General features: G+C 41.2%; 26 protein-coding genes and 1 other annotated feature. Of the genes, 20 read left to right on the top strand and 6 right to left on the bottom strand.

Features of this window, described 5'->3' with window-relative positions; genetic code table 11:
• The 9 genes from J7Q78_RS02785 to J7Q78_RS02745 form a co-directional block, all read left to right on the top strand.
• On the top strand, window positions 1–395 hold a 395-nt coding region (locus J7Q78_RS02785; RefSeq protein WP_208422395.1), incomplete at its 5' end, for a GDP-mannose 4,6-dehydratase.
• Window positions 396–405: 10 nt separating this feature from the next.
• Window positions 406–1,887: a UDP-glucose--hexose-1-phosphate uridylyltransferase gene (galT, locus tag J7Q78_RS02780; RefSeq protein ID WP_208422394.1), complete on the top strand. Its 1,482-nt coding sequence runs from the start codon at window positions 406–408 to the stop codon at window positions 1,885–1,887.
• A gap of 20 nt (window positions 1,888–1,907) precedes the next feature.
• Window positions 1,908–2,948 (top strand): aldose epimerase family protein, encoded by a 1,041-nt coding sequence (locus J7Q78_RS02775; RefSeq protein ID WP_154242170.1) that lies wholly within the window; start codon window positions 1,908–1,910, stop codon window positions 2,946–2,948.
• A gap of 105 nt (window positions 2,949–3,053) precedes the next feature.
• Complete coding sequence (locus tag J7Q78_RS02770) at window positions 3,054–3,254, top strand: cold-shock protein (protein WP_057907942.1); 201 nt, start codon at window positions 3,054–3,056, stop codon at window positions 3,252–3,254.
• A 130-nt stretch (window positions 3,255–3,384) separates the two neighbouring features.
• Window positions 3,385–3,599, top strand: a binding site (T-box leader).
• A 53-nt stretch (window positions 3,600–3,652) separates the two neighbouring features.
• Window positions 3,653–4,915 (top strand): tyrosine--tRNA ligase, encoded by a 1,263-nt coding sequence (tyrS, locus tag J7Q78_RS02765; protein ID WP_076787307.1) that lies wholly within the window; start codon window positions 3,653–3,655, stop codon window positions 4,913–4,915.
• A gap of 247 nt (window positions 4,916–5,162) precedes the next feature.
• Window positions 5,163–7,028 (top strand): tyrosine decarboxylase, encoded by a 1,866-nt coding sequence (tdc, locus tag J7Q78_RS02760; protein WP_208422393.1) that lies wholly within the window; start codon window positions 5,163–5,165, stop codon window positions 7,026–7,028.
• An 80-nt stretch (window positions 7,029–7,108) separates the two neighbouring features.
• Window positions 7,109–8,530, top strand: a complete 1,422-nt coding sequence (gene tyrP / locus J7Q78_RS02755) for a tyrosine-tyramine antiporter (RefSeq protein WP_208422392.1) — start codon at window positions 7,109–7,111, stop codon at window positions 8,528–8,530.
• Window positions 8,531–8,608: 78 nt separating this feature from the next.
• Window positions 8,609–10,006: a Na+/H+ antiporter NhaC gene (nhaC, locus tag J7Q78_RS02750; RefSeq protein ID WP_208422391.1), complete on the top strand. Its 1,398-nt coding sequence runs from the start codon at window positions 8,609–8,611 to the stop codon at window positions 10,004–10,006.
• Window positions 10,007–10,114: 108 nt separating this feature from the next.
• On the top strand, window positions 10,115–11,548 hold the full coding sequence (locus J7Q78_RS02745) for an MFS transporter (protein ID WP_208422390.1): 1,434 nt from the start codon (window positions 10,115–10,117) through the stop codon (window positions 11,546–11,548).
• 336 nt (window positions 11,549–11,884) lie between these two features.
• Here the strand turns inward: J7Q78_RS02745 and J7Q78_RS02740 are convergent, their stop codons facing one another.
• Window positions 11,885–13,078 (bottom strand): toxic anion resistance protein, encoded by a 1,194-nt coding sequence (locus J7Q78_RS02740; RefSeq protein WP_208422389.1) that lies wholly within the window; start codon window positions 13,076–13,078, stop codon window positions 11,885–11,887.
• Complete coding sequence (locus J7Q78_RS02735) at window positions 13,078–13,758, bottom strand: 5-bromo-4-chloroindolyl phosphate hydrolysis family protein (protein WP_208422388.1); 681 nt, start codon at window positions 13,756–13,758, stop codon at window positions 13,078–13,080. Before J7Q78_RS02735 ends, J7Q78_RS02740 begins: the two co-directional genes overlap by 1 nt.
• Before the next feature lie 176 nt (window positions 13,759–13,934).
• Here J7Q78_RS02735 and J7Q78_RS02730 point away from each other — a divergent pair, with 176 nt between their 5' ends.
• From J7Q78_RS02730 to J7Q78_RS02720, 3 genes are read left to right on the top strand one after another with little or no spacing between them, the layout of a single operon-like run.
• Window positions 13,935–14,477, top strand: coding sequence for an NUDIX hydrolase (locus J7Q78_RS02730; protein ID WP_208422387.1), 543 nt, complete (start codon window positions 13,935–13,937; stop codon window positions 14,475–14,477).
• 11 nt (window positions 14,478–14,488) lie between these two features.
• Entirely contained in the window at window positions 14,489–14,779 is a 291-nt protein-coding gene (locus J7Q78_RS02725) for a hypothetical protein (RefSeq protein WP_154242162.1), read from the top strand.
• 41 nt (window positions 14,780–14,820) lie between these two features.
• On the top strand, window positions 14,821–15,513 hold the full coding sequence (locus J7Q78_RS02720) for a 5'-methylthioadenosine/adenosylhomocysteine nucleosidase (RefSeq protein ID WP_208422386.1): 693 nt from the start codon (window positions 14,821–14,823) through the stop codon (window positions 15,511–15,513).
• Between the two features lie 169 nt (window positions 15,514–15,682).
• Here J7Q78_RS02720 and J7Q78_RS02715 read toward each other — a convergent pair whose 3' ends face one another.
• The 4 genes from J7Q78_RS02715 to J7Q78_RS02700 all read right to left on the bottom strand — a co-directional run bounded on the left by J7Q78_RS02715 (window position 15,683) and on the right by J7Q78_RS02700 (window position 18,976).
• Window positions 15,683–16,408, bottom strand: a complete 726-nt coding sequence (locus tag J7Q78_RS02715; protein ID WP_208422385.1) for an energy-coupling factor ABC transporter ATP-binding protein — start codon at window positions 16,406–16,408, stop codon at window positions 15,683–15,685.
• A 4-nt stretch (window positions 16,409–16,412) separates the two neighbouring features.
• Window positions 16,413–17,108 (bottom strand): energy-coupling factor transporter transmembrane component T, encoded by a 696-nt coding sequence (locus tag J7Q78_RS02710; RefSeq protein WP_268911922.1) that lies wholly within the window; start codon window positions 17,106–17,108, stop codon window positions 16,413–16,415.
• 97 nt (window positions 17,109–17,205) lie between these two features.
• Complete coding sequence (gene cbiM / locus J7Q78_RS02705; RefSeq protein WP_208422384.1) at window positions 17,206–18,213, bottom strand: cobalt transporter CbiM; 1,008 nt, start codon at window positions 18,211–18,213, stop codon at window positions 17,206–17,208.
• A 97-nt stretch (window positions 18,214–18,310) separates the two neighbouring features.
• Window positions 18,311–18,976, bottom strand: coding sequence for a Crp/Fnr family transcriptional regulator (locus J7Q78_RS02700; protein ID WP_208422383.1), 666 nt, complete (start codon window positions 18,974–18,976; stop codon window positions 18,311–18,313).
• Between the two features lie 230 nt (window positions 18,977–19,206).
• On the opposite strand from J7Q78_RS02700, the gene larA reads away from it, so the two are divergent.
• From larA to J7Q78_RS02660, 8 genes are all read left to right on the top strand, one after another.
• Window positions 19,207–20,481, top strand: a complete 1,275-nt coding sequence (gene larA, locus J7Q78_RS02695; RefSeq protein WP_208422398.1) for a nickel-dependent lactate racemase — start codon at window positions 19,207–19,209, stop codon at window positions 20,479–20,481.
• Window positions 20,482–20,492: 11 nt separating this feature from the next.
• A complete protein-coding gene (gene larB, locus J7Q78_RS02690) occupies window positions 20,493–21,275 on the top strand; it encodes a nickel pincer cofactor biosynthesis protein LarB (RefSeq protein ID WP_208422382.1) in 783 nt (260 codons plus the stop codon).
• Entirely contained in the window at window positions 21,272–22,081 is an 810-nt protein-coding gene (gene larC, locus J7Q78_RS02685; protein ID WP_208422381.1) for a nickel pincer cofactor biosynthesis protein LarC, read from the top strand. Before larB ends, larC begins: the two co-directional genes overlap by 4 nt.
• A complete protein-coding gene (larC2, locus tag J7Q78_RS02680; protein ID WP_208422380.1) occupies window positions 22,063–22,533 on the top strand; it encodes a nickel pincer cofactor biosynthesis protein LarC2 in 471 nt (156 codons plus the stop codon). Before larC ends, larC2 begins: the two co-directional genes overlap by 19 nt.
• 78 nt (window positions 22,534–22,611) lie before the next feature.
• Window positions 22,612–23,325: a D/L-lactic acid transporter LarD gene (gene larD, locus J7Q78_RS02675; RefSeq protein ID WP_208422379.1), complete on the top strand. Its 714-nt coding sequence runs from the start codon at window positions 22,612–22,614 to the stop codon at window positions 23,323–23,325.
• Between the two features lie 20 nt (window positions 23,326–23,345).
• The gene (locus tag J7Q78_RS02670) at window positions 23,346–23,651 is read left to right on the top strand and encodes a hypothetical protein (RefSeq protein WP_208422378.1); all 306 of its coding nucleotides are present in this window, start codon (window positions 23,346–23,348) and stop codon (window positions 23,649–23,651) included.
• Window positions 23,652–23,675: 24 nt separating this feature from the next.
• Window positions 23,676–24,512, top strand: coding sequence for an ATP-dependent sacrificial sulfur transferase LarE (gene larE / locus J7Q78_RS02665; RefSeq protein WP_208422377.1), 837 nt, complete (start codon window positions 23,676–23,678; stop codon window positions 24,510–24,512).
• Between the two features lie 142 nt (window positions 24,513–24,654).
• Window positions 24,655–25,818, top strand: coding sequence for a cysteine desulfurase family protein (locus J7Q78_RS02660; RefSeq protein WP_208422376.1), 1,164 nt, complete (start codon window positions 24,655–24,657; stop codon window positions 25,816–25,818).
• The last annotated feature ends 8 nt before the right edge of the window (window positions 25,819–25,826 follow it).

The raw sequence follows: 25,826 nt of genomic DNA, 5'->3' as shown, positions 1-25,826 counted from the left end.
GAAAGCGCGATCAATTATCGATTTTTGGCGACGATTATGAGACCCCAGATGGCACCAACGTCCGTGATTATGTCCACGTTTTAGACTTAGCCGACGCCCATATTTTAGCACTCGGTTATCTTGAAGCTGGCCATGATAGTAACGCGTTTAACTTAGGATCATCAACTGGGTTTTCAAACATGGAGATTGTTGAAGCGGCCCGCACCGTAACCGGCAAAGCAATCCCCGTTAAAATGGCGCCACGGCGTGCTGGTGATCCAAGCACTTTGATTGCCGCCAGTGACAAAGCCCGCGCCGTGTTAGGGTGGACCCCACAATACGATAACATGGAAGCCATTATTGAAACCGCCTGGAATTGGCATTTAAATCATCCAGCAGGATACGCAGATCGGTAGAGGAAAGCATATGCAAGCAAGTGAATTGATTCAAACATTTATTAAAAAAGTGATTACCTTTCAAGAGCCACTTTATACAGCAGAAGACCAACAATACTTATTTAATCTCGTATTAGATCTTGTTGGTGAAGAAGACAGTGACGTTACAGTGACTGATCGAAGTCTCATCGGATTAAAGGACGCCTTGTTGCACTTGGCAGTCGTTAATGGACGAATTGCTGATTTAGCGGCAGAACAAGATATTTTAGGGGCCAAGTTAATGGATTTGGTGACGCCCTTACCAAGTGCGGTGAATCGCCGTTTTTGGCATCAGTATGCAAGTGATCCCCAACAAGCGCTTGCCGATTTTTATGAATTAAGTCGGGCCAACGATTATGTTAAGGTGGCCGCAATTGCAAAAAATATTGCTTATCAAGTGCCAACGCAATATGGCGACTTAGAAATCACGATTAATTTATCGAAGCCGGAAAAGGATCCGAAACAAATTGCGTTAGCCAAAACGATGAAACAAACGGGTTATCCGAAGTGTCAGTTATGTATGGAAAATGAGGGATATACAGGGCGCTTAGATTTCCCAGCCCGGCGGAATCACCGCATCATTCGTTTTGAATTGGCGAACCAGACGTGGGGCTTTCAATATTCACCCTATGCTTATTTTAATGAGCATTCGATTTTCCTTGATGGGCAACACGAACCAATGGTGATTAATGCCACAACCTTCAAAAATCTATTACAGATTGTGAAGCAGTTTCCCGGTTATTTTGCCGGAAGTAACGCTGATTTACCAATTGTCGGTGGTTCGATTTTGACCCATGAACATTATCAAGGCGGCCGTCATGATTTTCCAATGGCTAAGGCCCCCATTGAGACGCCCCTCCATTTTGACGGGTATGATGATGTTCAGGCGGGGATTGTGAAGTGGCCAATGTCAGTCATTCGTTTGACGAGTGCGAATGCAACGCATTTGGAAACACTCGCTGCCCAAATTTTAACCACTTGGCAAAATTACAGTGATCCAAGTGTCCAAATCTTAGCCCATTCAGCAGATGGGACACCGCATCATACGATTACGCCGATTGCGCGGATGCGAGATGGTCAATTTGAAATTGATTTAGTGTTACGGGATAATCAAACTTCCGCAGAACATCCAGATGGGATTTATCATCCCCATGCCGATGTGCAACATATCAAAAAAGAAAATATTGGTTTAATTGAAGTGATGGGCTTGGCGATTTTGCCGCCACGGCTCAAAGCTGAAATGGCAGAAGTTGAACACTATCTCTGTGATCAACCCAACCAAATGGCCGCTTATCATCAAGACTGGGCGGATAAAATTAAAGCTGCCAATGCAGAAATCACAGCGGATAACGTGATCCAATTGGTACGCACTGAAGTCGGAAAAGTTTTCATGCGTGTTTTAGAAGATGCTGGTGTTTTTAAACGTGACAAACAAGGTCAAGCGGCATTTATCAAATTTACGCAACATGTTTAACCTATTGAGGAGGAACATTCATGAAGTATTGGCGAGAAGTATTTGGTGAAATAAATGGTCAAACAGTTTGGCAGTATTGGTTAGAGAATCGGCAGGGTTATCAATTAGCTGTGATGGATTATGGTGCGACGATTACTCAATTGGTGATGCCTGATCAAAATGGTCAGATGGCCAATGTTGTCATTGGCTATGACAATCTAGCGGATTTTGTAAAACAACAAGCTTATTTTGGTGCGACAGTGGGCCGCGTTGCAGGCCGCATTGGCCATGGCGCTTTTACACTTGATGGCCATGATTATCAAGCACCGATTAATAACGGTGTCAACACGAATCATGGCGGTCCAAATAGTTTTGAATCACAAGTTTGGCAGTCATCAGTGGTTGAAAAAGAGGACGCGATTAGCGTTGTTTTCACATTAACTAGTCCAGACGGTGAAAACGGCTTTCCTGGTAATTTAGCGGTAACAACAACTTATACGTTAAATGAGGCCAATGAATGGCTAATTGACTATCAAGCAACGACTGACAAAACCACATTGTTTAATCCAACATGCCATGTCTATCTGAATTTGACGGGTGATTTCGACCAATTTGTTGGCCAACACACGTTGCAAATCGATAGTGATCGCTTTGGGACAATTCAACCAGATGGTTTGCCAACCGGTGAATTAGCATCAGTAGTGGGGTCGGTCTTTGATCTACGCCAGGCGCGAGCTTTACAAGAAGCTTTTGACAGCGAAAATGAGCAAACTCAATTGGTTGGTGGTTTTGATCACCCATTCTTGCTGAATCACATGCCAAATAAAGCGGATGCGGTTTTACGCGATCCTAAAAGTGGTCGTTCAATCACAATCAACACGGAAGGCAATGCAATCGTCGTTTATACTGCTAACGGATTCGGTGCTGAACCGAACTTAACGAATCAGGCAATTCAACCCCACCAAGCAGTGGCGATGGAAGCTCAAATGATGCCAGATGCCATTCATCATAGTGCGTTTGGGAATATTGTTTTGCACCCTGGTGAACAATATCAACGGCGTACTCGCTATAAACTTAATTAATTTATTTTGCGCTTGCATGCGGTTACAAAATCGCGTACAATTGACTTGTTTAGATTACCAATTCTGGTGCTAAATAATAATTGTGGATTTAAAAGGAGTAACATCATGGAAAAAGGAACAGTAAAATGGTTTAACAATGAAAAGGGTTTTGGCTTTATTTCAGTAGAAGGTCAAGACGATATCTTCGTTCATTTCAGTGCGATCCAAGACGAAGGTTTCAAGTCATTAGAAGAAGGTCAAGCGGTTGAATTCGACATCGTTGAGGGGACACGGGGACCACAAGCTGCGAATGTTGTAAAACTTTAATTTAAAGTAAAATAGGGTGATTTTAATTTGATTAGATTTAAATTAGAATAAAATCGTCCAAGTTTATAAAAAAATAGCCCAAAAGTGTTGACTTTGTTTATCGTGTGAACTATGATAAGCACATAAGTTAATAGAGCGATTGAAAAGCGCAGTAGAATTAGTAACCACTATTACAGAGAGTCGGGATTTGGTGAGACCTGATATATGTTTCTAAGTCGAATTACACTTTTCGTTTCATTAAATCGTACGTTGGATTTACGTTAAAATCTAGAGTGATATTTTGAAAGTGCACTTTCAAAATATAACACGGGTGGTACCGCGAAAAAATGATATTTCGTCCCAGTAGTCTTTATTTTATTAAAGATTGCTGGGACTTTTTTATTTAGGAGGAAATTTTGATGAGAAAAAATATTATTGATGAATTAACATGGCGGGATGCCATCAACCAACAAACAGATGCTGAAGGTTTACGTGAATTAGTTGAAAATAACAAAATTTCTTTATACTGTGGTGCTGATCCAACTGGCGATAGTTTGCATATCGGCCATTTGATTCCATTTATGATGATGAAGCGTTTTCAATTAGCCGGCCATCATCCATACATCCTAATTGGTGGTGGGACAGGTTCCATTGGTGATCCAAGTGGGCGTAACTCAGAACGGCAGTTACAAACAATGGAAAAGGTTCAAAAAAATGTCGAAGCTTTATCAAGCCAAATGCGGAAATTATTTGGTAAAGATGCCAACGTCACGTTTGTTAATAATTACGATTGGTTGTCAAAAATTTCATTATTGGACTTTTTAAGAGACTACGGTAAAAACTTTAATATCAATACAATGCTAGCTAAAGACATTGTTGCTAGTCGTTTGGAAGTCGGGATTTCATTTACTGAATTCACATACCAAATTTTACAATCAATTGATTTCAAGCATTTACATGACGAACATAACATTCAACTTCAAATTGGTGGGGCCGACCAATGGGGAAACATTACTTCTGGGATTGATATGATTCACAAACTTGAAGGTAGTGACGAACCAGTTTACGGCTTAACGATTCCATTAATGTTAAAAGCTGATGGTACTAAGTTTGGTAAGACAGCAGGCGGCGCAATCTGGCTTGACCCTGAAAAGACCTCACCATACGAATTCTACCAATTCTGGGTAAATCAAGACGACCGCGATGTTGTTAAATACCTGAAATTCTTCACATTCTTGGAAGAAGATGAAATTGAAGAATTAGCACAAAAAGTGGCAACTGAACCTGAAAAACGTGAAGCGCAAAAACGGTTAGCACAAGAAGTGACACGTTTTGTGCATGGGCAAGAAGCATTAGATGAAGCAGAACACATTACTGAATTACTTTTTGAAGGTAATATCAAAGCTTTAGATGTTGTTGAAGCAGAACAAGCTTTTGGCAAAGCACCATCAGTTGAAATTAGTCAAGAAGCAAAGAACATTGTCGACTTCTTAGTGGATACGGGGATTGAACCTTCAAAACGTCAAGCACGTGAAGATGTTCAAAATGGCGCCATCACAATTAATGGCGATCGAATCCAAGAAACTGATGCAATGATTGATCCAATGACTAGCTTTGATGGTAAGTTCGTGATTATCCGCCGTGGGAAGAAGAATTACTTCTTAGCACGTGTTACCGACTAGTGACGTTCCAAAAACTAAATGAAGGCTTTTGTATCTATACTAAATGTTACTGAGTTCTTCGTGAATGTAGAGCATTATAGTATAACCCCAAAAATACAACAGCAAGAGTAGCCGTCAAACGCGTTTTGACGGCTATTTTTCGTTTTCCTAAAAAATGTAAGCGTTATTATGGTTTACTTTTTCTTACAAGGGGCGTATTGTATTGATTGGGGTTATACTATATCTACATTTAGGAGGATTTTTTGTTATGAGTAACACTAGTTTTAGTGCAAAAGATACAGATTTATCTGCTCTATTTATCGGTGATAAAGCTGAGAATGGTCAACTGTATAAGGATTTGTTAGGTAAGTTGGTTGATGAACATCTTGGATGGCGTCAAAACTATATGCCACAAGACAAACCAATGATTTCAGCTGAACAACAAACATCACCTGAGTTCCAAGGAACAGTTAATAACATGAAAGACGTTTTAGATGAACTTTCATCACGTTTACGTTCACAATCAGTTCCTTGGCATAATGCTGGCCGTTACTGGGGACATATGAACTCAGAAACGTTAATGCCAGCCATTTTGGCATATAACTATGCAATGTTATGGAATGGTAATAACGTTGCTTATGAATCATCACCCGCAACTTCCCAAATGGAAGAAGAAGTTGGTTTGGAATTTGCAACATTGATGGGTTACAAAAATGGCTGGGGCCACATTGTGGCTGATGGCTCATTAGCTAACTTGGAAGGGTTATGGTATGCACGTAATATCAAATCACTTCCATTTGCAATGAAGGCTGTTGATCCAACGATTGTTGCTGGTAAGACAGACTGGGAATTATCAAACATGTCAACTAAAGAAATTATGGATTTAGTTGAAGCTAACGGCGACAAGATCGATGAAATCAAAGCTAAATCAGCTCGTGGTGGTAAAGATCTTGATAAGTTAGGCAAATGGTTAGTACCACAAACAAAACATTATTCATGGTTAAAAGCCGCTGATATTATCGGTATCGGTTTGGATCAAGTCATTCCTGTACCAGTTGATTCAAATTACCGGATGGATATTAATGAATTAGAAAAAATTATTCGTGAATTAGCAAGCACAGAAACACCAATTCTTGGGGTTGTCGGCGTTGTTGGCTCAACTGAAGAAGGGGCTGTTGACGGCATCAATGAAATTGCTGAATTACGTAACAAACTTGTTAAAGAAGGCATCTATTTCTACTTCCACATTGATGCTGCTTACGGTGGTTATGGTCGTGCTATCTTACTTGATGAAGATAACAAATTAATGCCATACAAAGACTTACAAAGTAAATTCGCTGAATACAATGTCTTTACTGAAGATGAAAACCTTATTTCAGAACATACGTATAAGGCATATGCTGCATTCCCTGAAGCAGAATCAGTTACAATTGATCCACACAAGATGGGTTACATTCCTTATTCAGCTGGTGGGATTGCCATTCAAGATATCCGTATGCGCGATGTGATTTCATACTTCGCAACATACGTCTTTGAAAAAGGCGCTGATATTCCTGCATTATTAGGGGCATACATTCTTGAAGGTTCAAAAGCTGGCGCAACTGCTGCATCAGTATGGGCTGCCCATAAGACATTACCACTGAACGTCACTGGTTATGGTAAGTTAGTTGGGGCTTCAATCGAAGGTGCTCGTCGTTTCTACAACTTCTTAAGTGATTTAGAATTTAAAGTTGGCGACAAGACAATTGAAGTTCATCCTTTAACAGACCCTGACTTCAACATGGTTGACTATGTCTTCCAAGAAAAAGGTAATAACAACCTTGTCGAAATGAACGCATTAAATCACGAATTCTACAACCAAGCTTCATATGTAACTGGTAGCATCTATGGTAACGAATACCTAACATCACATACTGATTTTGCTATTCCAGATTATGGTAACAGCCCATTCAAGTTTGTTAATAACTTAGGCGTTACTGAAGAAGGTTGGAAAGAAGCCGGTAAAGTAACGGTTCTTCGGGCCGCTGTTATGACACCATATATGAACAAAGCAGAAAACTTTGATTACTTTGCTCCTAAGATCAAACAAGCTATGCAAGAAAAATTAGAAGCCATTTACGAAGATCGTAAATAATTCTAAGTAATTGTTTAGTAAAAAGAGAAGCCGCGCAAGCGGCTTTCTTATTGTGAGATGAAATCGGAGGAAAAGTAAAAATGAAAAATAAACAAGTTAATAAAATTGCTTTAGGAACCTTTATTGGTTTAACAATGGCTTTATGTGCAACTGTTCGTAGTATTCCGACGTTAGCTGCAACCGGTTGGGCTCAAATCAGTTATTCAATCTTTGCGGTATTATTCTTCGCACTACCAATCGCTTTGATTGCTGGTGAGTTAGGGACTGCAATGCCTGAAGAAGGTGGCCCACAACTTTGGATTAAAACAGCTTTAAGTAGTAAATTAGGTTTTGTTGCAGCTTGGTTACTTTGGGTACAAATGTTCCCAGGAATGGTTATGGTTGCTTCAACTATCGGGCCTTTGTTAGGTAATTCATTTGGTAATCCAACCTTAGGGAATAACCACTGGTTTGTTCTTGGTTGTATCCTAGTATTTTATTGGATCATTACCTTATTAAACTTAAAATATGACATGGCTAAAGTCGGCGGTAATATCGGTGTTTGGTTAGGTGTTTACATTCCAATCGTTATTATGGCGGTTATGGGCATTGCAGCACTTATCAAAAACGGAATTATGCCTGGCGGAACATTGGGACATTTCTCAATGAGCAAATTAATTCCAACTAAAGACGGTTTATCATCATTGAAATATATGGCGGGGATCTCATTCATCTTTACTGGGATTGAAATGTCATCTGTCTTTATTCCCCGTTTACACAACCCATCAAAAACCTTTACGAAAGGGATTTTCGTTTCATTAATTGGGTTAGTTGTCTTGAACTTGGTAAACGCAATGTTAGTTGCTAATGTTGTCCCAATGGGTAAAATGGAACTTTCAAACATTACCCAACCAATCTTAATTTATTGTCAAATTCTTGGTTGGCCAACAATGATCGCCAATGTCTTTAGTTTTATGGTTTTCATTGGGGTCTTATTGCAATTATCTGCATGGGTCACAGGTCCTTCAAAGACTATCATTCAAGTTGCTCGTGACGGTTATTTACCAGCAAAATTAGGCTTCCACAAACAAAACCAATATGGCGTTTCAAAAAATGTTGTCTTAACACAAACCATCGCAATTTCATTATTTGCTTTATTATATGGCTTTATGAAAGACGTCAACGGCGTATTCTTAACGTTAACGAATGCAACAACGATTTTGTATGCAATTGTTTACTTATTAATCGCCGTAGCGGTCTTGAAATTACGTAAAGATCAACCGGATTTAGAGCGGCCATACCGAATTGGTAAAAAAGGTAACGGCTTAGTTTGGACAGTTTCCATTGCTTTGATTTTAGGGATTGCCATTATTGTCTTCGCAACCTTATTCACAACAAGCTTATCACAATCATTATTGGTTGTTATCATTTCAATTGTCTTTACAGTTATTCCATTTATTATTAGTAAATATAAGAATGATCAATGGTTAATTGATATTCAAAAAGATATGCAACAAAAATAGTTTCAAAAAACGGTCAGCTTTTAAAAGGTTGGCCGTTTTTCATAGTTTTGACAATTGAATCAGTTAGAGGGTGTTCAAATGACACAAGAAAAAAAGAAACAGCCAACAAGTTTACTGGAATCGATTGTGATTTTGGTCGGGATGTTAGCTTGTCTTGGTATTTTAATCATTAAATACAAGATGACACCGCATATTCCAATCTTAATGGTTTTTACGGTCCTCTTATTTTATGGTAAGTTTCGTGGGTATTCTTGGGATGAAATTCATGATGGCATAGTTGAAGGGATTAAACCGGGAATGATTCCGATTATTATTTTTCTACTGATTGGGGTGCTCGTGGCAACTTGGATTGCTAGTGGGACCATTCCCACAATCATGTATTATGGGTTTAAGCTGGTGTCGGTTAAATTCTTTATTCCCACTATTTTTCTGTTATGTGCTGTCATTGGCATTACCGTGGGCAGCTCGTTTACAACCATTTCAACAATGGGGATTGCTTTTTTAGGGATTGGCCATATATTGGGCTTTTCAACCGCATTGACGGTGGGCGCCATTGTGTCGGGGGCGTTTTTAGGGAATAATCTCTCACCCTTGTCAGATACCACTAATTTAGCATCCGGGATTGCTGGAATTGATGTTTATGATCACATTAAAAGTATGGCTGAAACGGCATTGCCAGCAGCGCTAATTGCGCTTATATTTTATATGGTGGTTGGTAGTAGTGCGAAATCAGCTAATATGGCTGGTATTCAGCAAATGGCAGATGTGTTGATGACACACTTTGACATTTCATTTTGGGCTATTTTGCCAGTCATTATCTTGTTTATTTTTGCATGGTTAAAAGTACCGGCAATTCCATCGTTACTAACCAGTTCATTTACTGCTGTTTTTATCACTCTATTTAGGAGTAAGGCCCATTACAGTCTAAAAGAATTGTGTGACATGCTGATGAATGGGTTCGTGGCTAAGACAGGTAATCGACAAATGAATATGCTCCTTACCAGAGGGGGCATGGCAAGTATGTTAGGCTCAGCGGCCCTCATCATCCTGGCACTATCACTTGGTGGCTTGCTGATTAAGTATCAGGTGGTTGAAGTATTGATTACGAATATTCAGCAGTTCGTTAACACGCCAGGCAAGCTGATTATGATGACGATTGTAAGTGCAACTGGGATCAACTTCTTGGTGGGGGAACAATACTTATCAGTGATTCTTTCCGGAGAAACGTTTAAATCAGCATATGACAAATTGTCATTGGACCGTAAGTATTTAAGTCGAACACTTTCAGCTGGTGGCTCAGCAGTAAATGCCTTAGTCCCATGGGGCGTCAGTGGCATTTTCATAGCTGGGACCCTTGGCGTTAATCCAATTGATTATGTACCGTTTGCTACTTATTCCTTTATTGAACCAGTAATCAGTATTGTGATTGGTTTTACCTTAGTTACTTGGCGATATAGAAAAAAACAAGTGAAGTAATGGCAACTTCCTCAATCAAAAACCGTTATTGATTGGGGAAGTTTTTTTATATTTAACTAAAATCACGGTATAATAAAATAAATTTAAAAGAAAGAAAGTGATTTCCAGATGGCATTAAGTTATGCGGATAATCCGCAAGTTCAAAAAAATCGTTGGCGAATATTAATGGCTGTTGGACTATTTACCTTCATGTCGACGCTTGATGGCAGCATTGTCAATATTGCGCTGCCAGTTATGAGCCGTGATTTAAAGATTCCGATGAATCAAGCGGAATGGATTGTGTCGATTTATCTGATTATGATTTGTGCCTTGTTGTTACTATTCGGCAAAATTGGCGATGCATTTGGAAAAGTCAAAGTTTTTAAAATTGGAACTTTCTTATTCGTGATTGGTTCATGGTTATGTGGCTTCAACGGTGGCTTACCGTTACTACTAGGAGCTCGGGTTATTCAAGCCCTTGGCGCTTCGATGACTATGAGTAATAACAATGGCATCATCACTGAAGTCTTTCCAGTCAAAGAACGGGGGCGCGCATTAGGGCTAACGGGATCGTTCGTTGCATTAGGCAGCATTGCTGGGCCAGGAATTGGTGGGTTAATCTTAGCGCATTTTAGTTGGGGCTATATTTTCTGGATTAACGTGCCAATTGGACTTTTAACCATTATTTTTGGTCATTTTATTTTACCGCAGGATATTATTAAAACGCATGAAAAAATTGACTATATGGGGTTTATCAGTTTTGCAGGCTTAATTGTTAGCTTATTTCTCGGTATTTTTATTGGCCAACAAATCGGCTTTACAGCACCAATCATTTTGGCGGCCTTTATGGTGGCTTTCATTAGTGCTGGCATCTTTGTTTGGCTCGAACAACATGTTGAACAACCCTTATTATCATTTAGATTATTCAAAAATATTGATTTTAGTCTGAGTTTAATGTGTGCGGTCTTGATTTTTATCGTTAATTTCTTTTTCAACGTGATTTCACCATTTTATTTGGAAAATGCGCTAGGCTTAGCGCCTAATCTTGCCGGCTACAGCTTGATGATTTTTCCAATTGTCCAAGTGGTGGTCGCACCGATTGCTGGCAGTCTTTCGGATCGAATTGGGCCGGAAAGGTTAACGTTTATCGGGTTAGTGTTGATTGCCATCAGTCAGATTGGCTATATGTTGATGAATCTGCACACCCCTATCTGGTTATTCATGTTCTTTGTCGGCTTAGTTGGCCTTGGCAATGGAATTTTCCAAGCACCGAATAATACGATTGTCATGAGTTCGGTTGGTGTTGAAGACTTAGGCATTGCGGGTGGAATTAACGCCCTTGCGCGCAACCTCGGGATGGTCTTTGGGATTTCATTATCAACGACTGTTTTGTACAGTGCAATGAGTCGCAATTATGGGCAAAAAGTGACAGGCTATCTGCCAGACCATGCGACTGTTTTTATTGCTGGGATGCATGTGGCCTTTATGGTGGCCTTAGTGATTTGTTTAATCGCGACAGCTTTAACCGGTTGGCGGATGTTGAAACAGCGCAAAACAGCTTAACTATTCAAAAATAGTGCTGCTCATCAAAAAAATGGCGGCTAATAGTAAAATAATTTAATTTTATATTGTACGGGCTTGATTTCTAATGTTGATAGGAATCAAGCCTTTTTTATGCTTAGGATGAAATTATTTAGTTGATAGGATAAATTTTGAGGACGATAGTAGACATCTTATGGGTAAGGGATACGTATATAAAGACGGTTTATAAAAAAAGAGTCAGTTGAAAAAGCCTTGATTGCGTATGTATTGTAAACTAAAACTGCTAAATTAGCTTAATAGAGATAAAAAGTGCCACATCAGTTAGTAAAAAAACTAACGAATGTGGCACTGGTTGTATTAATTAACTTCTTTTGGTTCACTGTTAGCAACGGTTTGGCCTTGCGTATAAGCCAATAAGTGTTCGCGCAACTCGTTTTCCATGTGATTGAGTTCTTTTTCAGCGACTTGCCGTTTTTCGCGTCCTTCTTGTTGGATCTTCAGCGTTTCGTGGAGGGTTTCAACAAGATCGTTTTGTGTTTTTTGTAAGGTTTCGATATCAACGACGCCGCGCTCGTTTTCTTTGGCGGTTTCAATTGAAGACATCTTCAACATCGCGCTGTTTTTCTTCAAAAGATCATTAGTAGTTTCAGACACCTGTCGTTGAGCAGTGACCGCGTCTTTTTGACGAAGAAGGGTGAGGGCGATCGCAACTTGATTTTTCCAGAGGGGGATCGCGGTATTAATTGAAGCCTGAATCTTTTCAGCTAGTGCCTGGTTAGTGTTTTGAATCAGGCGAATCTGAGGGGCTTGTTGCAACGTGATTTGACGTGCTAATTCCAGATCATAAGTCCGTTTTTCCAAGCGATTCTTGAATTGATTGAGATCATTGACTTCTTGCACGACCATCTGGTTATCGTTATTTTTGGCGCGTTCCATTGCTTCTGGAATGGTCGTTGTCTCTAATTCTTGAATCTTCAACTGACCAGCAGCGATGTAAATATTGAGCGCATCAAAGTAGGCTTTGTTCTTTGCATACAGTGTTTCGAGGGTCTCATTATCGCGCATTAATGCCTTTTTTTCTTTATCTAATTTAACGGCAATGCCATCGATTTGAGCGCCAATTTTCTGATACTTAGCGGTGATTTCGTAGACTGATTTCTTAATCTTACCAAACATCCGCTTGAAAACGTTGCTGTCTTCAGCACGTAATTCGTCAGGATTGGCTTCGTTTAAACGGTACATCAATGAAGTTAACGCATCACCAATTTCGCCTGTTTCTTGGCTTTGGACTTGATTGAGCATTGTTTGCGAAAAAGCCCCGAGTTTCTTTTGCGCTTGAGCACCATAGTTCAGGACGGCTTGTTGGTCGTTGACGTCCAATTGTTGTGCTAATTGTTCGGCCTGGGCTTGTTGTTCAGGAGAGAGCTGATGAATCATTGTGGCTTCCGCCTGGGGTGTTGATTGTTCAGCGACTACGGGGGCACCTTGGTCAAAAGGATCTTTTAATAAATCGTTCATCAAATCATTCGTTGGATTAGGCGTTTCAGACATTAGTTTTCCTCCTTAGGATCTGGGGTAATTTGTTGTTGGGCGACGGCGACTTCTGTGTCTAAGTCAGCAACGTCTTCGGCCACGAAGTTGGCATAGTCTTGTTGAATCTGTTGACTAAGGGCATCGATTGCCGCAGCTGATTTATCTAAAACGAGGTAGGTATCAGCTGTCTTGACTTCATGATGATTAATTTCGATGTATTTGCTAGTGAGTTCGTTGATTGAAGGTAAGTGTCGATATAAAAAGTCGCCAGCATTATGAAGCCGCTTTGGTTCTTTCACAATTGCGCGAAAAAGCGATTGGCTGACCTTGGTTGTGTCGTGATTCAGGTCGATTGCCCGTAATTTAGGGAGCGCCTGCATATTGTTTGCGAGTATCTTAATTTGTGCTTCAGCCTGTTGCATCGTTTGTCTAAAAAAGTCAATTTCGGCATCACTCATGCCAGCATCTTGGTAATGCTTGAGCATTTTTGGAGAAATACGCTGATCCTTTTTGTATTTTGGTTGTCGTTTGAGCCGGTGGAGGTTGATTGTGACGTAAATTAGCCCTAATAATAAACCAAGGCTGAACCAAATGATATTATCCCAATCACCATGAATATCAAAGCATATTGCAAGAACGGGAATGGAGACAACTGTCATCAGCATGCCTGTGCACCAAATCGTTATTTTTTTAAACATAATTGTCAGCTCCTGATTTAATTGATGCCTTTATTCTAACAGGAATTGAGCCAAAAGAGTATCCGCCTAAGGATGGATTTTTAATTCAGTCGTGAACCTGAATTTAGCATTGACGATGGCGGACAATTTTAAATGCGCGTATAATAGCGATTAAACGGTAAAGGTGGCATTAGCAGATGGATTATACAGAAAAGGTCCTCTCAGAAGAAATACGATTCAATGGTCAGATTATTGATTTAGCCGTTCAACAAGTCGCACTACCAAATGGGCAAATTGCAAGTCGCGAGATTGTCTACCATCATGGCGCGGTTGGAATTATTCCAATTACGGCAGATGAGCGGATGGTTTTAGTCCGACAATGGCGGGCACCCATGCAGCGTGAGACGTTGGAAATTCCAGCTGGCAAAATTGATCCGGGTGAAACGAACTTAGAGCAGGTCGCATTACGGGAATTAAATGAAGAAACCGGGTTAACAACCAATCGATTGGTACATGTGACGAATTTCTTTTCATCACCCGGCTTTTCAAATGAATTAATGACTTTATATTATACTGATACCCTAATGCCGGTGACCCATAAGCGTTCGTTAGACGACGATGAATTTTTGAATGTCGAAAAATTAACGCTCGAAGAAGCACAAGCCGCGGTCGCCGCTGGTTTAATCTGTGATGCCAAAACAATTATGGCGTTGTATTACTGGCAATTACAAGCAAAATAGGAGCGGTAAAGATGACGAACGAACCTAAGACGCGCGAAGAATATCGACAACAAAAAGCGGCTGAAGAAGCCGCTTTTAAACGGCGCGATCAAGAGCGCCTCAGGGCCGAGCGAGAATACGCGCGCGAACAACAAAAAGAAGTCCTTAAAGCGGTGACCGAAGATGAACCAGAAACGGTAACGCGGCGGACTAAGCGCGTTGATCCACCAGCGGTGAAACGAATGAAGAAACGATTGAATTGGGCGATTGGCATTACCTTGGGCTTAATTATTATCGTTTACTTGATTCTTTTTTTCCTATAGAATGGTAAAGTTAATATTTTTTTAGAATGGAGAGAAATAGTATGAAAATTAGTGTCATTTGCGCCATGGAAGAAGAAATTCGGACGCTTTTAACAAAATTAGAAGATGTGCAACAACATACGGTGGCCGGGAATACTTTCTATAAAGGACAATTATATGGTCATGAAGTGACGTTGGTTGAATCAGGGATTGGTAAAGTGCAAGCGGGGATGACGACAGCAATCTTATTGGCTGAAGAAAAACCAGATGTTGTCATTAATACCGGTTCAGCTGGAGGGATTGGTGAAGGCCTTCACATCGGCGACGTTGTAATTTCAAGCGAAGTCGCTTATCACGATGCAGAAGCAACTGCCTTTGGTTATTTACCAGGGCAACTTCCCCAACAACCCCAACGCTTTGAAAGCGATACAAAGATTGTCAAACAAATCGAAGCGGCTGCCAAAGCGGTTGACCTACAACCACGGGTTGGGTTAATTGTGACCGGTGATCAATTCGTTGCTAGCCAAGATAAAATCAAGGCAATTAAAGAAATTTACCCAGAAGCACTTTCTTGTGAAATGGAAGGCGCGGCTATTGGTCAAGTGGCAACGCAATTTAAGATTCCATTCGTCGTTATTCGCGCAATGAGTGATGTTGGCGATGAAGAAGCCGGCGTAACGTTTGATGAATTCATCGTAGAAGCCGGTCAAAAATCAGCAGCAATGTTGCTTAACTTCTTGAAGAATATTAAATAAAATGAGTGCATTCAAACCGGTTATATTCCGAATGGTGTGTCAATAGGTATCAAAAGAAACTTATCCTGAGGGGTAAGTTTTTTTTGTTACGATGCGTAATTTTAAATTTTAAGACTGTTTAAGTCAACAACCAAAAAAGAACGGCCAGCTAACTTAGTTGGTCGTTCTTTTAAAGTAATGCTAAATTTTGCTGCAGTTTCGGTTCTTGTTCAAGCTTTGCAAGTGGTAAGTCATCGGTTATTTGATGATTTTCGTTAAACACTACCAAGCGCTTGGCGACTTGTTTGATCTGTGCCAAGTTATGGCTGGCAATTAAGATACCTTTACCGGCTGCATTCAGTTGTTGCAATAAGCGAATCAATAGTGATTGGTAAGCTGCTGATAAGCCATTAAACGGTTCATCAAGAACAATCATTTCAGGATTCATCGTTAGCACACTACCCAAAGCGACGAGTTTTTTTTCACCACCTGAGAGTTGATAAGGCACACGATCGGCAAGTTTTTCAATTTGAAGTAGGGCTAAGCAATCATCAACGCGGCGTTGCACCTCGTCTGAATCGCGCCCCATTTGTTCCGGACCAAAGGCGAGTTCAGCACGGACAGTTTCGTTGAATAACTGAACGTCACTATTTTGGAACACAAAGCCGATTGCGCGGTGGAGGGTAGTGGCTTGTGCCGGTTTTTTGAGGAAACGGTCATCGACAAGTTGGTCTTTAAAATAATATTGGCCAGCGCTAGGCTGAATCAAACCATTAATTAATTTAAAAAGAGTTGATTTACCTGAACCATTGGGTCCCATAAACGCGACAGCCTCCCCCGCATCGATGGTCAGGGAAATATCATTAAGACTATCGCTTTGTGAATAGGCGTAGTGAATGTGTTGTAAATTCAGCATCTGATTACCTCCGAATGAAACAGAATAGGCAAAATAGCCCTAGATCCCAGCTGATTAAGCGCCAGTCGTAGTGATTCACTGTTAGCGGCGTCCGCCGGGTGACTTGTCCGGTATAGCCTCGGAGAATCATCGCATCGTATAGTGCAGCAATGTAATCGCGAGAACTCAAGTAGAGACGACCAATCAGTGAACCAACTAAAGTTTGCTGTTGATGGTTTTTACCGGTTGATCGTAAACGAATTGCCCAGAGTGATTCTTGTAAAAATTGGGCGAGCAAATGGCTGTATTTCAGACTAATTTCGAGCGTTAAAATTAGCAGACTAGGGAGTCTTAATTGGCGTAAAGCAACAATAAAGGCAGGCCAAGTAATCGTTTCGAGAAAAAAAGCAATATTTAATAACATGATTTCAGTCCGTACGATAAATAAAAGCGTTGTAGCAATTTGGCCGAGCCAAAAATTTGGGAGAATTAATAAAATCGCAATGATACTGATGTCACCGACGCGTTTAAAAAGCGGCCATAAATGCTGACTTGGTAAGTAGCAAATGCGTATTAATGTTAATAAACCAATCAACCAAATTAAAAGCAGACTGTGGGTTAACACGAGAATGATGAGTGTCACTAATAAACTAATCAGTTGAATGCCAGGTGTTTGACGGGCAGTTAAAGGTTGAGGTTTTGTTTGATTAAAGCGCCGCAGTAAACGATCACTAAAACGTAAATTTTGAATTAAAAAACGGTCGAACGGCGCGACCGTTTTGGGCGTAGCTTCTGTTGTTTGTAGCCAGGTTGGTAATTTAGGATTGGGTTGAATAATGATTCATCACCAGTTTTCCGATAAGATAAAAAATAATGACTGCTGTTATCGCTGATAAAATGTAGCCAAGGGACAATGGGACGCCAGCGACTGTGTAGTCATTAAAGAGGGCCTTAAAGTTTAAGCCATGGGCCATGCCACTTGGTAAGCTGTGACCTAGGTGATCATGCTTGAGTTGGGCAATGAGTTCGCTTGCGCGCCATTCGCCCCAGGCGGTTCCCTTGGCCAGTAAGCCGACGGGCGACAGAACAATTAAGCCACAAATGAATAAGTAAAGGGCACGCTGTAAATGGTGTGGGGGCTGTGCAGTCACTGATTGGTGCGGTGTGGCGTAGAGTTCACTGGGGGCGACCCGGCAAATGAACTGATAAACGGCGAGGGTAAAGCCGGCTTCCACCCAACCAGCGACTAATAAATGAGCGAACAACATGGCTGGAATTGCAATGTGTAATGGATAAGGGGCATACAAGGGTTGCCCAGCTGCGTTATGCGCAACGAGTGGTTGCAGGCCAAGTTCAATAGCGGCCATTAATGCGGCGGCATTAATCCCGAGATATGCGCCAATTACGGCCCCGACTTTGGGATGGTGTGCTTTTTGGAATAGTCGATAGAGACCATAGCCGATAAATGGCATGATGATGGCCATGTTGAAAATATTGGCACCGAGTGCGAGAATCCCGCCATCACCAAATAAAAAGGCCTGCATGATGAGTGCAATCATTACGGCTAGACTAGCAGCGTATGGCCCAATGAGAATCGCTAATAGGGTTGTACCAACCGCGTGGGCGGTTGTACCACCAGGAATAGGCACGTTAAACATCATTATCAGAAACGATAGCGAAGCGGAAATCCCTAACATGGGCACCGTTTCTTTTTTTTCGCTTACTTGGTATTTGACTTTCTTGAGTGCCAAGCCCATGACAGGAATAGCGGCCGCTGCAAGCACGGCACACGTTTGAGGACTTAAATAATTATCTGGAATATGCATACATAAAAACCTCCGCTGATTTGTTCTCGGCTATTAAGGCTACGCGTCTCATAACCGTTTGCAATCACGAATCATGTTTACATATGTTAACAAATGGCTAATTGGCGATATTGTCAAGTAAGTAACTGACATCTTTAATTAAGAATTTATGCTCGGTGATTGCAATCACGTTGGCTTTTTTAAGTTGATTGAGCATGCGATTAACACTACTACGCGAGCTAATCCCACAGAAACCGGCAATGTCCTCGTTCGTGACGACAAAATCAATCAGGATGCCATCACGCCGTTTTTTACCAAATAGATCAATTAAGCTGTATAAGAAGGCACACAGCCCACCGTTTTTACCGTTCATCACCATTTTTTGCAAGCGATAAATATTCTCGGATAATTTTTTACGATAGTAATTCTTAACGTAATTCTGCAATTCGGGGGTGGCATTCACGTAATTCCAGAAGGTTACCCGGTCAATTTGATAGAAGGTTGCCTCCTCTGTTTCAACACGAACGTTAAACGGTTGATCAGTATATTTTGAAATTTCATCCCGTAAAAGTGAAATAACATCCGGCTGGGTGATGTAAGAAAGATTGAATTCACGACCATCTTGCAAAATGATTGAGTTTTTAATCACGCCTTTTTTCAAAATATAAGTATAGCGTTCTTCCAAACCATGGTACGTCAGGTAGGTGTGCTTCTTTTTGGTAATTACCGGGACGTGCCGTTCCTCTAAAAAGTTAATTAAAAATTCAATATCTGTTAAAACCATAATCTATCTGCCTACCCTTTGTGCTGATTTGCTATATTTACTAATCATTAAATAATTTTAGTCTAAATTATACGTCTTGGAGATTATAAAGTTGTTAACATTTGTTACACGCAAAAGTAATAATGAAATGTTGTTCATAAATTATATCGCATCCTTTTCAGAAAATCTGTATAACTATGGACGTAGCTTTAAAAAGCATGCAATCAGCATTGAGGAAGGAAGTCTATAGTTTGGTAGCGATTAAATTACCTTACGATCAAAAAATTATTACGGCTAATATTGCAGATGCGAATTTTGCCGGGCAGCTTGTTTCACAAGCTGCTACGTATCAAAATCCAATGAGTGAAGTACAGACGGTGGAAAAATCATTGGACAATCCCATTGATAGCCCTAAATTAGAAGCGTTAGCTAAGGGAAAAAAGAATATTGTGATTATCAGTTCTGATCATACACGACCGGTTCCTTCACATATTATCATGCCGATTTTACTAAGACGGATTCGTTCTGTAGCCCCCGATGCACGGATTCGGATTTTAGTTGCGACTGGGTTCCATCGACCATCAACGCACGAAGAATTGGTTAACAAATATGGTGAGAAAATCGTTGCAAACGAAGAAATTGTCATGCATGTTTCAACTGATGACAGCTCAGTTGTGAAAATCGGTCAATTACCATCCGGCGGCGATTGTATTATCAATAAAGTTGCTGTTGAAGCTGACTTATTAATTTCAGAAGGCTTTATCGAATCACATTTCTTCGCTGGTTTTTCAGGTGGTCGGAAATCTGTGTTACCGGGTGTGGCTTCATATAAAACAATTATGGCTAATCACTCCGGCGAATTCATCAATTCTCATTATTCAAGGACCGGGAACTTAATGCATAACCCAGTCCACAAGGATATGGTTTACGCCGCTAAACAAGCTGGGCTTGAATTCATCTTGAACGTTGTTTTAGATGAAGACAAGCACATCATTGGCTCATTTGCCGGTAATTTAGAAACCGCGCACAAAAAAGGTTGTGACTTCGTTGAAAGTCTATCAAAAGTCGATAAAATCGATTGTGATATCGCCATTTCAACAAATGGTGGCTATCCGCTCGATCAAAATATTTACCAAGCCGTTAAAGGGATGACCGCTGCCGAAGCAACAAATAAACCAGGGGGCGTGATTATCATGGTCGCCGGTGCCCGTGACGGTCATGGTGGTGATGGGTTTTACCACAATATTGCGGATGTTAAAGATCCTAAAGAATTCTTAGAGCAAGCGATTAATACCCCCCGGCTTGAAACAGTGCCTGATCAATGGACATCACAAATCTTGGCTCGGATTTTGGTCCAACATCATGTGATTTTCGTGTCAGATTTGGTTGATCCACAATTAATTACTGACATGCATATGGAATTGGCAACCAGTTTAGATGCGGCGTTAGAACGGGCCTATGCAATTGAAGGGGCAGACGCCAAAGTGACAGTAATCCCGGATGGTTTAGGGGTTATTGTGAAATAACAATAGAAAGAATGAGTAGTTTGGACACAACAAATGAGCTACAACAGCTTTTAGAAGCTGTTGCAAATCAAAAACTCAGCGTGGCAAATGCAACCAAACAGTTGACACACGCGCAAGCCATTGATGATTTAGGCTTTGCCAAGGTTGATTTAAGTCGGCAAAAGCGCAATGGTTATCCGGAAGTAATTTATGGAGCCGGTAAAACGGCGGACCAAATCATTGGCATTATTGGTTCGTTAAAACGACATGCCGAAAATATTTTATGTACACGAGTTACCCCAGAAAAGTACGCTGCGATTCAAAAAGCGGAACCGGCAGCCATGTACTACGAAATGGCGCAATGTGTCGTATTGATGGTTGAACCCCTACCAACCACGGAGCACTATATCGCCGTTGTCACAGCAGGGACTTCTGATATGGCAGTGGCCGAAGAAGCGGCGGTCACTGCTGAAGTATACGGTAATCAAGTTAAACGAATCTATGATGTTGGTGTGGCAGGCATTCATCGCTTGTTTGCACATTTGGATGAAATTCGCCGAGCCCAAGTTGTCATCGTGGTCGCCGGTATGGAAGGCGCCTTAGCGAGTGTGGTTGGTGGATTAATCGAAAAACCTCTGATTGCCGTGCCAACCAGTATTGGCTATGGAACTAACTTTGGCGGACTAACAGCGCTCATGACCATGCTTAATAGTTGTGCGTCTGGGATTACCGTCGTCAATGTCGATAACGGCTTTGGCGCGGGCTACTCAGCAAGTATGATCAATCATTTGAGCGACATGGAGGATGACAAATGAGAACGCTTTATTTAGACGCATTTTCAGGAATTAGTGGGGATATGTTCATTGGCGCATTGCTCGATTTAGGTGTTGATTTCAAACAGTTTAAAACAGAATTGGCTAAGTTGAATGCTCCTGGCTATCATTTACACGCAAAACGGATTGCTAGAAGCAGTATTTATGGCACCGATTTTGATGTTCATTTACCAGAAACCGTGCACAAGGATGAAGGTTTTATTGAAACAACACCAGCACACCATCAACACACGGATGGACACACGCACAGCCAGGGGGATGAAGTCCGACATTTAAAAGACATTGAAGCCATCATCGATCACAGTGATTTAAGCGATTATGTTAAAACGAATGCCAAACAAGTTTTTACAGAAATTGCGCAATCAGAGGCAATCGTTCATAACTTACCATTAAATGCTGTCCATTTTCATGAAGTTGGGGCGCTCGATTCGATTGTCGATATTGTGGGGGCATTCGTGGCCCTCGAATTGTTGGCGGTTGATCAAGTTTATTCATCCGAATTAACGGACGGAAGAGGCTTGATCAAAGTCGCCCATGGTATGATGCCCGTGCCAGTCCCGGCTGTGATGCAAATGCGCGTCGGTAGCACAATTCCGATTAAGCAAAACCCAAACTTGCAGACCGAATTGATCACGCCTACTGGGATGGGAATTGTTAAAACAATTGTCGACCAATTCTGTCCAATCCCAGATGACCAGACGATTACTAAAGTCGGCTATGGTTTTGGTAATCGAAAAACACCGCAACTCAATGCATTACGTGTAATGTTATGCGAAAAAAAAAACTAAGCCAACAAATTGTTGAAGATAAAGCCGATCAGATTTTAGTGTTGGAGGCCAACATTGATGACCAGTCAGCAGAAAGTTTAGCGCCGGTTTTGGATTTATTAATGGCTAACGGTGCGCTCGATGCCTTTTTCAGTCCAATCCAAATGAAGAAAAATCGGCCCGCGATTAAGCTGACGGTTATGATTCATCCAATCGATCAACAAACCATGACTTATCTGATCTTAAAACACACAACGACTGTTGGTGTGCGTTACCAGACGATGGGGCGCACCATTATGCCACGGCATTTTATCACCGTAGCCACTCGTTTCGGTGATATTCGGGTCAAAATCGTAAACTATGATGATATTCAAAAATATAGTCCAGAGTTCGATGATTGCCTGGCTGCCGCTAAGACGCACGGCGTAGCACTTAATCAAGTCTATCTCGCTGCTTATCAGAGTATACCCTAGTCGGGTCTATCCTGATGGCACACATTAAAGCAATTAAAATTTAGATATTAAATCGTTATTATTTGGAGGAATTTAGTCATGATTCATCAGTTATTAGCAGAATTCATGGGCACGGCGCTCATGATTATTTTCGGGGTCGGGGTTCACAGTGATGAAGTCCTCAAAGGGTCAAAATATCGCGGGTCAGGTCACTTGTTTGCTATCACCACATGGGGGTTTGGGATTACAGTCTCATTATTCATTTTCGGGGATGTTTCAATCAATCCCGCTATGGTGTTAGCACAATGTATCTTAGGTAATGTTTCATGGGCAATGTTCATTCCTTACTCAGTCGCAGAAGTCTTGGGCGGAGTTGTCGGGGCAGTCATCGTCTATATCATGTATGCCGATGAATTTAAAGCATCAGAGGGCAATGTCGATCCCGTTGCGATCCGCAATATCTTTTCAACAGCACCTGGTATTCGTAACTTACCACGGAACTTCTTCGTTGAATTTTTTGCGACATTTATTTTCATTTCATCAATCATTGCTATTACACAAATCAAGACGCCTGGAATTGTACCAATCGCAGTTGGATTACTTGTTTGGGCAATTGGGATGGGGATGGGCGGTCCTACCGGATTTGCAATGAACCTTGCACGTGATATGGGCCCTAGAATTGCCCACGCACTTTTGCCAATTAAAAATAAAGCTAATTCAGATTGGCAATACGGGATTATCGTGCCTGGGATTGCTCCATTTGTTGGTGGTCTATGTGCCGCAATCTTTATGCGTAGTTTTTTTGGCATCTAATTTAATCGGAGGAATCAATCATGTGTGAACAAATTAAACAAACTCAAAACATGATGGTCGACTTATTTGAAGTCGCTGCTCATGCTTCACAACCGGGGACAATCTCAACAAGCTTGATCGAAGCTCAACAAGCACTTTTAACAGTGGAACAACTCTATGGCAGTCTTGATGATGCGCAACAAACCGCTAGTCAATCAACTTTCAAAACATTTGTTGATAGTGCCACATATTTAAACTTGATGATTGTCAAGAGTTTGGATAGCAACGATTTGGTGAATGCCGATCGTATTCAAAATGCATTAACAGCTTTAAAACAATTAATTTAATTATATAGAAAGAAGTTTTTAACAATGAATACATTATCTGAAAAAAAAGCAATCTTAACTGCCAGTTTACGACAAATGAAAAAAGTGCTTGTTGCGTTTTCTGGTGGAATTGATAGTACATTAGTGCTTAAAATGGCGCTAGAAACACTCGGCCAAGAAAATGTCTTAGCAGTAGTTGCTAACTCAGAATTATTCACAGATGAAGAATTCAACAAAGCAATCACCTTAGCTAAGGAAATGGGTGCTAATGTCGAAACGACAACGTTGAACTACTTATCTGACGAACATATCGCCAACAACACACCAGAAACATGGTATTACAGCAAGAAAATGTTTTACGCACAATTGAATCAAATCGCTGCTGAAAAAAAGTTTGATCACGTTTTAGACGGGATGATTATGGACGATAATAGTGATTTTCGTCCAGGGTTACGGGCGCGTGACGAAGCTGGCGCAGAAAGTGTTCTACAAACAGCTGGTTTCTATAAGATTGATGTCCGTCAATTAGCTAAAGAATTGAACTTGAATAACTGGAACAAGGTCGCTAGTTGTTCAGTTTCATCACGCTTCCCATATAACACAGCTTTAACGGAAGAAAAAATTGCCCGAGTTATGCAATCTGAAAAATTCTTGCGCGATTTAGGTTTTGCAACGGTCCGTGTTCGCTACCACGGATCAATCGCCCGGGTTGAAGTCCCAGAAGCACAAATTACTGATTTCTTAACCCACAGCGCCCAAATCAACCAAGCATTGCAACAAGCTGGTTTTGAGTTTGTAACGGTTGATTTAGCTGGTTTTAAGAGCGGCCGGATGAACGAATCATTAACGGCTGCTCAAAAAGCAGCTTTGATGACTGCTTAATCTGTCATTAAGTGTTTAAAGGGCCAGGACAAGAGGTACTTTGTCCTGGCCTTTTTTGGTGCCCAAAAGTGTTTATCCGTGCTTTAAAAGGGAACTATGGTAAACTATGATAGATACTTTTTTTAAAATGAGGCGAAAAATTGTGAAACATATTTATTTGGACAACGCGGCAACGACGCCGATGGCCCCAGAGGTCATCGCGACAATGACCGAACAGATGCAAGCCGATTTTGGGAATGCATCAAGCACCCATTATTTTGGACGGCAAGCGCACACAGTGTTGGATACGAGCCGTCATACCTTGGCCCAGAGTATACATGCTAAAGATAATGAAATTATCTTAACGAGTGGTGCAACTGAAAGTAATAACACAGCAATCTTACAGACGGCTAAACTTCGCGCCAATGAGGGTAAGCGGATTATTACAACGGCAATTGAACATCATTCCGTTTTAAAACCCATGGCTTATTTAGAATCTCAAGGCTTTGATGTGGTCTACTTGCCTGTTAACGAACAAGGGGTCATTGATTTAAACGACTTGAAAGCAGCTTTGACCCCCGAAACGATTTTAGTATCCATTATGATGGGTAATAACGAAGTCGGAAGTCACATGCCAATTCACGAAATTGGGGAACTTGTCCGTGAATCAAATGCCTGGTTCCACACAGATGCCACCCAAACGTATGGTTTGTTAGATATCGATGTACAAGCTGATAATATTGATTTATTAGCAGTTTCGGCCCATAAGATTAATGGGCCAAAGCAAATCGGATTCCTCTACGTCAACGATGCAATTCATTTACCATCATTTGTCTTAGGCGGCGAACAAGAAAAGAAACGCCGGGCAGGCACTGAAAATGTGCCCGCGGTGGCTGGTTTTGCTAAGGCGGTTGAATTATTGACACCAGCGGTTAAAGCCGATCTTCAAGCGCGATATGCTGGGTTCAGACAGCAATTACTGGCGACTTTAGCGGCAAATGACATTGATTTTGCGCTGAATGCAGAAGGTGCTGATCAAGTCGGCCACGTTGTGAACCTTTGGATTAAGGGGGTTTCAACCTACGTTTTACAAATGAATCTTGATTTAGCGGGCTTTGCGATTTCGGGCGGTTCGGCATGTACGGCTGGTGATTTGGAGCCATCACATGTGTTGATTGCGATGTACGGTGAACATAGCCCCCGGGTTGCTGAAAGTATCCGGATTAGCTTTGGCCACGAAACGACGGCCGAAGATGTTACGGCTTTTGCCGAAGCCCTTACGAAGATTGTGAAACGCAATTTGGCAAAGCAAGCGGCTAAGGGGTAGGCAGCGTT

The sequence above is a fragment of the Latilactobacillus fragifolii genome, from assembly GCF_905332535.1.
Taxonomy (GTDB): Bacteria; Bacillota; Bacilli; order Lactobacillales; family Lactobacillaceae; genus Latilactobacillus; species Latilactobacillus fragifolii.
The sequence above is the reverse complement of the archived record's forward strand: the minus strand, read 5'-3'. Positions and strand labels throughout refer to the sequence as shown.